The sequence below is a fragment of the Streptomyces sp. NPDC000878 genome, from assembly GCF_053599695.1.
Genome location: NZ_JBSFMT010000097.1, coordinates 24,631 through 32,703, shown reverse-complemented (window position 1 = coordinate 32,703; position 8,073 = coordinate 24,631). Strand labels below are relative to the sequence as shown.

Here is an 8,073-nt window from a genome sequence, read left to right as displayed (position 1 = left end):
CGCCGGCGCAGCTCCAGGGTCAGATCCTCCAGGTCGAAACGGGACTGGGCGTCGACCGACCCGAACGGCTCGTCCATCAGCAGCACCGGCGCGTCATACGCCAACCCCCGCGCGATCGCCACCCGCTGCTGCATCCCGCCCGACAGCTGCCAGGGATACCTCTCGCCGACGTCCCCCAGCCCGACCGCCTCCAGACACTCCAGGGCGCGCTGCCGACGTGCCGCCTTCTTCACCCCCCGCCCCTGAAGCGGGAATGCCACGTTGTCCCACACCCGCATCCACGGCAGCAACGATCCCCGGTAGTCCTGCGAGACCACCGCGATGTCCGCGTGCGGAGCGGTCAGCGGCAACTCCCCGTAACGCACCGCACCCTGGGTCGGCGGAGTCAGCCCGGCCAGGCAGCGCAGCAGCGTCGTCTTGCCCGCACCCGACGGCCCGACGATGCACACCACCTCCCCCGGATCCACCCGCAACGACAAACCACCCAGCACCCGATGCTCCTGCGCACCCCGCCCGAAACTCATACCGACGCCCTCGACGTGCAGGCTGGATCCGCGTGTCATACGACGACTCCGTTGAAGCCGGCGGCGGCGTATGCGGTGGTCGATTCGCGAGGGGTCATGTACGTGTGGAACAGACCGTCGGGGTCGTACGCGGCCCTGATCGTCTCCAGGCGTGCGGAGTTGGCCGGGCTGAGTCCGTGGTCGTGGCGGTCGGCGAGGTTGTTGTCGGAGAACTGGAGGCCCTTCGACAGGTGCTGGATCGCGGCCAGCCGGCCGTGCGCCCATTGCTCGTGGGCGAGGTCCTCGGCGGGGTCGGTCCAGCCCGCGTTGGGCGAGAGATAGACCTTGGCCTGGCTGGACCAGCAGGCGTCGGCCCGTTCCGGGAAGCCGCCCCAGAGCATCCACAGGACATGGCTGGTGGTGTCCGGGATCGAGTCGAACAGGGGGCGGGAGGCGTCGAGGATGCGCTCGACGGGCCCGTCGGCCCAGATGCCGTCGAGGGCCCAGCGCATGCCGGGCGGGGTGAGCCGGTCGGCGGCGTCGTACAGCTCGGGCATGGTCGTGTCGGCGGCCACGACGGACCGTACGGCCCGGTCCCGGAAGGGCGCGTCCTCCAGCGGGGCGAGCAACTCGTCGTCCTTGCCGCAGAACGCGGTCGCCGTGAGGGAGACGGTCTTGCGGTCGAGGCCCGGGGTGAAGCCGACTTTCGCCGAGAACTCGACGGCGGGGTCGAGGTCTTCCAGCTTGTCGTACGCCCAGGCCAGCACCTCGTCGCGCAGGGCGAGCGGATAGCTGTGCACCGTACGGCGGATGCGGCGCGGGCGGTCGTGCAGGGCGAGATGGAAGCGGGTGACGACGCCGAAGAAGCCGGGGCCACTCCCCCGCGCCGCCCACAGCAGGTCGGGGTGTGTGTCGTCGGTGGCGCGGTGGACGAGCGTACCGTCGGCGAGGACGACGTCGACGGCCTCGATGCTGAGGCAGGCGGGACCGAGCCGGCGGGAGTCCCAGCCGTAGCCGCCGCCGAGAATGAATCCGCCGATGCCGACGGTCGGCGCATGCCCGGTGGGGAAGAACAGGCCCTGCGGTTCGAGGAGTTGGAGCAGTTCCGGCCCCTTGACGGCGGGTTGCACGGTGGCCGTCCGCTGCTCCGGGTCGACGGTGATGTCCCGCAGCTGGGACAGGTCGAGCAGCATGCCGCCGTCCCGCACGCCGTTGCCGACCCAGCTGTGTCCGCCGGAGCGGATACCGACCGTCATTCCCTCGCGGCGGGCGAGCCGTACGGCGGCGACCACGTCCTGCTCGTCCTCGGCCAGGACGATGACATCGGGGTGGCGCGCGGGTTTGCGTTCGTTCCAGACGGCGTCGAGGCGGGCCTGTTCGTACCGTTCCTCGCCGCGCCGGACGACTCGGGCCGGGGACAGCTCATGCATGCCGATCTCCTCACGCGGGGTTCGAGACCGGACACTACTGTCGACACTTTCCGCCTTCAAGAGATCCGACAGGGAAATATCTGCCATCTCTGCCGACACTAGTCCGCCATAGTTCGCCGCGGAAGCAAAAAGCTCCGCCCGTGCGGGGTGCGCACAGGCGGAGCTTCCGCCGACCGTCTCGACCGTTGTACGAGGCTGCTATACGAGCGTGATCCGGATCCCGACCGTGCCCGTCCTCCCGCGCCGCAGCCGGCTGCCGAGCATGGTGATGCGGCCGAATACGCCGTACTTGCGGGTGAGGAGCTTCCGGTAGGCGTCGGTCGCGGGCTGGTCGAGGATCTCGGCGGTGGCGGGCACCGAGTCCCCGGTCGGCTTTCCGCGGACGTCGCAGGGGCCGACCAGGACGTCGGCCCGGTTGCGGATCCGCTTCACCTTCCAGGCGTCCGCCACCGACCAGACGCCGAGCGCGTCCCCGTCGCGCACCACCCAGACCGGGGTGGCGACGGACGTGCCGTTCTTGCGGTAGCTGGTGATCAGCAGGTATTTGCCCGCAGCGAGCCGGTCCAGGGGGCTGGTTTCGTCCATGGGCCGGAGTCTAGGCGCCGGGACCCGATCCGACCCCCGGCGCCCTCCCTCACTTGCCGACTGTCACCAACGTGGCAGCCGCCGTTCGTACTCGGGCCGGATCCGCCGCATGTACCCGGTGTCGTCGCGGTCCCGGATCCCGGAGTCGAGGTAGCGGCGGTGGGCCCGGTCCAGGGCGTCGGGGTCCAGCTCGACGCCCAGGCCGGGGCCGGTCGGTACCTTCACCGCGCCGTCGCGGACCTCGATGGCGCCGGGGACGATGACGTCGTCGGCCGAGTTCCACGGGTAGTGCGTGTCGCAGGAGTGCGCGAGGTTGGGAATGGCGGCCCCGACGTGGGTCATCGCGGCGAGGCTGATGCCCAGGTGCGAGTTGGAGTGCATGGACAGCTCGATGCCGAACGCCTCGCAGACGGCGGCGAGTTCACGGGTCCGGCGCAGTCCGCCCCAGTAGTGGTGGTCGGTGAGGAGGACCTGGATCGCGTTCTGTTCGACGGCGGGCTTCAGGTGTTCCCAGGCGATCACGCACATGTTGGTGGCGAGCGGCATCGCCGCTTCCTTGGCGACCTCGGCCATGCCGGGGATGGTGGCGGTGGGGTCCTCCAAGTACTCGATGACGCCGTCGAGTTCACGGGCGACGTACTTCGAGGTCTCCACCGACCAGGCCGTGTTGGGGTCCAGGCGCAGAGGCTGTCCGGGGAAGGCCTCGGCGAGGGCCTTCATCGCGGCGATCTCCTCGTCGGGCGGGAAGACACCGCCCTTGAGCTTGAACGAGGTGAATCCGTACCGCTGTTGCATCAGCCGGGCCTGCGCGACGACCCCGCCCGGGTCGAGGGCCTCGCCCCATTCGTCGCCGATGGCTTCACGGCCGTCGAGGGCGGGGTGTTCGGCCCACTTGTAGAAGAGGTACGCGGCGAAGGGCACCGAGTCCCGGACCCTGCCGCCGAGCAGGTCGCTGACCGGGCGGCCGAGCAGCTTGCCCTGGGCGTCGAGACAGGCCACCTCCACGGCCGAGGTGGCCCAGCCGCGTTCGTGGGAGCTGGGCACGGTCGGCGACAGGGCGGCGTCGATCGCGGCGGCGACGGCCGTCGTGTCGAAGACGTCCATGCCGACGACGGCCTTCGCGGCCTCCTGGAGCCGTGCGAGGCGGGCGCTGCCGCCGGGCGACTCACCGAGGCCCACCGTGCCGTCCTCCAGGACGAGTTGGAGGATGCAGCGCAGGGCGAGCGGTTCGTGCACACCATCGGCGTTGAGCAGTGGCGGGTCGTCGAACGCGATGGGGGTGACGACGAGTTCGCGGATACGGGTGCCGGTGCCGGTGCCGGTGCCATTCACGTTCGTACTCCTGCCGTCGCTCATGCCGTCACTCGTACCGCCGCTCGTGCTGTCGCTCATACGCGAACCGCCTCCAGACCGTGGTCGATGAGTTTCGCCAGCCGGGCCACGTGCTCCGGCGTCGGGTCGAGCAGCGGGGCACGGACGCCGCCGACATCCAGGCCCCGGAGGGTCACCCCGGCCTTGACCAGCGACACCGCGTATCCCGGTACCTCGTCGCGGAGTTCGACGAGGGGGCCGTAGAACTCGTCGAGGAGCTTGGTGACCAGGGCCTCGTCGCCCTCCCCCAGCGCCCGGTGGAACGCGGTGGCGATCTCCGGGGCGAAGGCGAAGACGGCCGACGAGTAGAGGTCGACGCCGACGCCCTGGTAGGCGGCGGCCGTCATCTCGGCGGTGGGCAGGCCGTTGAAGAAGGCGAAGTCCTCGCCGCCGGGCAGTGCCCGGATCGCGCGCACGATGCGGTGCATGAGTTCGAGGTCGCCGATGCCGTCCTTGAGGCCGACGACCCCGGGCAGGGCGGCGATCTCGGCGGCGGCGGCCTCGGTGAGGCGGGCGGTGCCGCGCTGGTAGAAGATCACCGGGAGCCCGGCGGCCGACGTCACTTCACGCGCGTACCGGACGAGGCCCTGCTGCGGTGCGGTCACCAGGTACGGCGGCAGCAGCAGGACGCCGTCGGCGCCGGCCTCCCGGATGCGGGTGGCCTGGTCGACGGCCACGGGCAGCGGACCGCCGGCGGCGGCCAGGACGGGGACGCGGCCGGCGGTCGTGGCGACCGCGATCCTGGTCGCCTGTTCGATCTCGTCCGGCGTCAGCGCGTGGAACTCGCCGGTGCCGCAGGCGACGAACACCCCGCCGGCCCCGGCCGCGACCCCGGCCTCGATGTGCCGGGCGAGGAGTTCCCCGTCCAGCGATCCGTCCGCCCCGAAGGGCGTGACCGGAAAGAACAGCACTCCTTGGAACTTCATGTCTCCCTCAAACGTGGGGGGTTGATGCGATGTCAGCCTTTGGTATGTCAGCTTTGGTGTGTCGGTCCATGCCGTGTCAGCCCTTGGTGGCACCGGCGGCGATGCCGGTGACCAGCGAGCGCTGGAGGAGCAGATAGACGATCAGGCTGGGTACGAGGGCGATGACCGCGCCCGCCAGCACCACCCCGGAGCCGACCTCGGGGTCGGTGCGCAGGATGGACAGGGCGACGGTGACCGTGTAGTCGGTGGGGTCCTTGGCGGCGATCAGGGGCAGCAGATACTGGTCCCAGATCATGATGAAGCCGAGCACACCGGCCACACCCAGCGCGGGCTTGCACAGCGGCAGCACGATCTGCCACAGCATGCGCAGCTCACCGACGCCGTCGAGGCGGGCGGCCTCCTCGATCTCGTCGGGGATGTCCTTCATGAACTCGGTGAGCATCATCACCGAGAAGCCCCAGGCGCCCAGCGGCAGGATGACGCCCCAGACGGTGCCCTTGAGGTCGAGGTGGACCACCGGCACGTCGCCGAGGACCAGCGACAGCGGGATCGCGATGACCTCCTCGGGAAGCATCATCGTCAGCATGAACAGGGTCAGGATCAGGGCCTGGCCACGGAAGCGGTGCCGGGCCAGCGCGTAGGCGGCAAGCGTGCAGACCACGAGCTGGAGCAGCAGTCCGCCGCCCGCTATGACGAGCGAGTTGGAGAAGTAGTCCCAGATGCCGCGCTCGCCGGCCACCGTGAAGTTCAGCAGGGTGCTGTCGTGCGGGAGGAAGGAGAGGGAGGAGCCGCTGGCGTTCTTGGTGAAGGCGCCGGAGAGGATCGCGAGGAAGGGCGCGGCGAAGACGGCCAGGGCGATCGCGCAGAGCAGGATGCGCAGACCCCAGGCGGTGCCGGGCCTGTCGTTCCAGCCGAGTGCGGTGTCGAAGCGGGCCGGTGTGGTCCGCTGGGCCTTGCCGGACCGCCGTACCGTCGGCTGCGGGACCGTCGTACGGACGGGGTCGATGACGGGGGCGCTCATCGCACGTCTCCCCTCTTGCGGAAGTGGTTGACCGTGACGGTGAGCAGCAGCGTCACGCAGAGCAGGACGACGGAGGCCGCCGAGGCGCCGCCGATGTCGTTGCGGGTGAAGCCCAGGGTGTAGGCGCGGGTCATCCAGACCTCGGTGGACCCGGCCGGGCCGCCGCCGGTGAGGACGTACACCTCGGTGAACACGCGCAGTCCACGGATCGCGGCGAGCGTGAGGACGATGCCCAGGGCGGGGCGGATCGCCGGCAGGGTGACGTACCGCAGCCGCTGCCAGAGGGAGACGCCGTCCATCGCGGCGGCCTCGTACAGCGAGCGGTCGACGCCCGCGAGGCCGGCCATGATGATGACCATGTTGTAGGGGGCCCAGATCCAGATGCCCATGGCCATCGTCGACCACAGGGCGATGCCCGGGTTGTCGAGGAACTGGACGGGGCCGAGGCCGAAGAAGTGCAGGCCGCTGTTGAGGAGGCCGTCGGAGGTCGGGTAGTACATCAGCCGCCACAGCTCGCCGACGACCGCGGTGGCGGTGACGGCGGGCAGGAAGACGGCGGTGCGCACGATCTTCAGCGAGCGGGCCTGGCCCTCCAGGAGCAGGGCGAGGACGAAGCCGAGGAGGATGGCGCCGAGGGACTGGCCGATGCCGAGGACCAGGGTGTGTCCGATGGCGTCCTGGAAGCGGTGGTCGGTCAGGACCCGGGTGTAGTTGTCGAGGCCGGTCCACTTGTCGCCGAGGAAGGGCCGGACGTCCAAGAAGCTGAGCCAGACGCCCTTGGCCATCGGCCAGAACTTGAAGACGAGGGCGAGCAGCAGGCCAGGGGCGAGGAACAGCCACGGCACCACGGACTTCTTGGTGAGGCCCCGGCCGCCGCGCGCCGCGGGGGTGGTCACGGTAGCGGTCATTTCAGCAGGTCCTGGTCCTTGAGGTCGCCGTCGAGGGTCTCGTTCAGCTCGTCCAGCTGGGAGCGGACGTCACTGCCGCAGTACGTGAAGATCGCGTTGAGGCTGTCGGCGGTGTCCTGCTTGATCGGGGCGAAGTCGGGCGCGTTCGGGAACTGCTGCGAGGCGTCCTCGTACGCCTTCTGCACCACGCTCCAGCGAGGGTCGTCGCGGACCGTGGCCGCGTCGAGGGTGGAGTTCACGGGGATGCGGACGACGGGCTGGTTCTCGCCGGTCATGGCGAGCCTCTGCCCCTCGGCGGAGACGAGGAAGGCGGCGAGTGCCTGTTCCTGCTTCGTCTTGCCGGTCCTCGCGCCGAAGTAGATGTTCTCGCCGTCGGCCAGTACGTCACCGCCGGCCGGGCCCGCGGGGGCGGGGACGACCTCGTACTTGTCCTTGCCGAGGGTCTGGTCGAAGGTGGCGATGTTGTACGGGCCGGTCAGGTACATCCCGGCGTTGCCGTCCTGGAAGTTGGTCGCGGTGGAGGTGACGGCGGTCAGGGCGCCGGGCTGGGTGACAGCGTTGTCACCGCAGAAGAGGTTGTCCTTCATCCAGGTCACGGTGTCGACGGCGGCGGCCGAGTCCATGGCCGCCCTGTAGGTGCCCTTGCCTTCGGGTTCGACGATCTTCGCGCCGCCCTGCCAGAGGAAGCTGGCGCCCCACCAGGCGGCGTAGCCGTTCTGGGCGCTGCCGGGGACGACCATGCCGTAGGTGTCGGCCTTGCCGTCGCCGTCCGGGTCGCGGGTGGCGAAGGCCTTGGCGACGCTCAGCATCTCCTGCCAGGTGGTGGGCGCCTTGAGGCCGAGCTTGACCAGCCAGTCCTTCCTGATCATCAGGGTCTGGGCCTGGCGGGAGTAGGGGATGCCGTAGTGCCTGCCGTCGATGCCGACGGTCGAGGACCAGGACTGGGCAGTGATCTGCTCGTGGCCCGCGATCGAGTCGGGGTCGATCACCTTCAGGAGCCCCTGGCTCTGGTAACTGCCCATCAGTGCCGTGTCGTTGATCATGACGTCCGGCAGGTCCTTGGTGGACGCGCGGCTCTGCAGCTGCTGGTCGAAGTTGATGACCGGCTGATAGTCGATCTTGATTCCGGTCTTCTTGGTGAAGGCGGCGAACACCCGCTCGTAGGTGGCGGCGGGGTCCGGGTTGCTCCGGGTCCACACCTCCAGCGTGTTCGGGTCGCCGCCGGCACTGTCGGAGCCGGCTCCACAGGCGGCCGTTCCGAATGCGAGCCCCGTGGCGACGAGCCCGGCGGCCAGGCGGCGACTTCGTCGGCGATCGCCCATGGAAGTT

8 protein-coding genes are annotated in these 8,073 nt (G+C 70.0%); all 8 read right to left on the bottom strand.

Annotation, left to right across the window (positions count from 1 at the left end; genetic code table 11):
- A partial coding sequence (locus ACWDR4_RS45125; RefSeq protein WP_450417391.1) for an ABC transporter ATP-binding protein occupies positions 1–563 on the bottom strand: 563 nt, incomplete at its 3' end.
- Entirely contained in the window at positions 560–1,933 is a 1,374-nt protein-coding gene (locus tag ACWDR4_RS45120; RefSeq protein ID WP_450417389.1) for an FAD-binding oxidoreductase, read from the bottom strand. The genes ACWDR4_RS45125 and ACWDR4_RS45120, both read right to left, overlap by 4 nt.
- A 198-nt stretch (positions 1,934–2,131) precedes the next feature.
- Positions 2,132–2,518: a PPOX class F420-dependent oxidoreductase gene (locus tag ACWDR4_RS45115; protein ID WP_450417388.1), complete on the bottom strand. Its 387-nt coding sequence runs from the start codon at positions 2,516–2,518 to the stop codon at positions 2,132–2,134.
- Positions 2,519–2,581: 63 nt separating this feature from the next.
- A complete protein-coding gene (locus tag ACWDR4_RS45110; RefSeq protein ID WP_450417394.1) occupies positions 2,582–3,874 on the bottom strand; it encodes a glucarate dehydratase family protein in 1,293 nt (430 codons plus the stop codon).
- A 32-nt stretch (positions 3,875–3,906) separates the two neighbouring features.
- Positions 3,907–4,815, bottom strand: coding sequence for a 5-dehydro-4-deoxyglucarate dehydratase (locus ACWDR4_RS45105; RefSeq protein WP_450417386.1), 909 nt, complete (start codon positions 4,813–4,815; stop codon positions 3,907–3,909).
- 76 nt (positions 4,816–4,891) lie between these two features.
- Entirely contained in the window at positions 4,892–5,836 is a 945-nt protein-coding gene (locus ACWDR4_RS45100; protein WP_450417384.1) for a carbohydrate ABC transporter permease, read from the bottom strand.
- Entirely contained in the window at positions 5,833–6,744 is a 912-nt protein-coding gene (locus ACWDR4_RS45095; protein ID WP_450417382.1) for a carbohydrate ABC transporter permease, read from the bottom strand. Before ACWDR4_RS45095 ends, ACWDR4_RS45100 begins: the two co-directional genes overlap by 4 nt.
- Positions 6,741–8,066, bottom strand: coding sequence for a sugar ABC transporter substrate-binding protein (locus tag ACWDR4_RS45090; protein WP_450417380.1), 1,326 nt, complete (start codon positions 8,064–8,066; stop codon positions 6,741–6,743). Before ACWDR4_RS45090 ends, ACWDR4_RS45095 begins: the two co-directional genes overlap by 4 nt.
- Positions 8,067–8,073: the final 7 nt, after the last annotated feature.

Bases quoted from the DNA above. Each gene is read 5' to 3' on its own strand.
- ACWDR4_RS45120 (WP_450417389.1), bottom strand. From the start codon at position 1,933: ATGCATGAGCTGTCCCCGGCCCGAGTCGTCCGGCGCGGCGAGGAACGG.
- ACWDR4_RS45115 (WP_450417388.1), bottom strand. From the start codon at position 2,518: ATGGACGAAACCAGCCCCCTGGACCGGCTCGCTGCGGGCAAATACCTG.
- ACWDR4_RS45110 (WP_450417394.1), bottom strand. From the start codon at position 3,874: ATGAGCGACGGCAGGAGTACGAACGTGAATGGCACCGGCACCGGCACC.
- ACWDR4_RS45105 (WP_450417386.1), bottom strand. From the start codon at position 4,815: ATGAAGTTCCAAGGAGTGCTGTTCTTTCCGGTCACGCCCTTCGGGGCG.
- ACWDR4_RS45100 (WP_450417384.1), bottom strand. From the start codon at position 5,836: ATGAGCGCCCCCGTCATCGACCCCGTCCGTACGACGGTCCCGCAGCCG.
- ACWDR4_RS45095 (WP_450417382.1), bottom strand. From the start codon at position 6,744: ATGACCGCTACCGTGACCACCCCCGCGGCGCGCGGCGGCCGGGGCCTC.
- ACWDR4_RS45090 (WP_450417380.1), bottom strand. From the start codon at position 8,066: ATGGGCGATCGCCGACGAAGTCGCCGCCTGGCCGCCGGGCTCGTCGCC.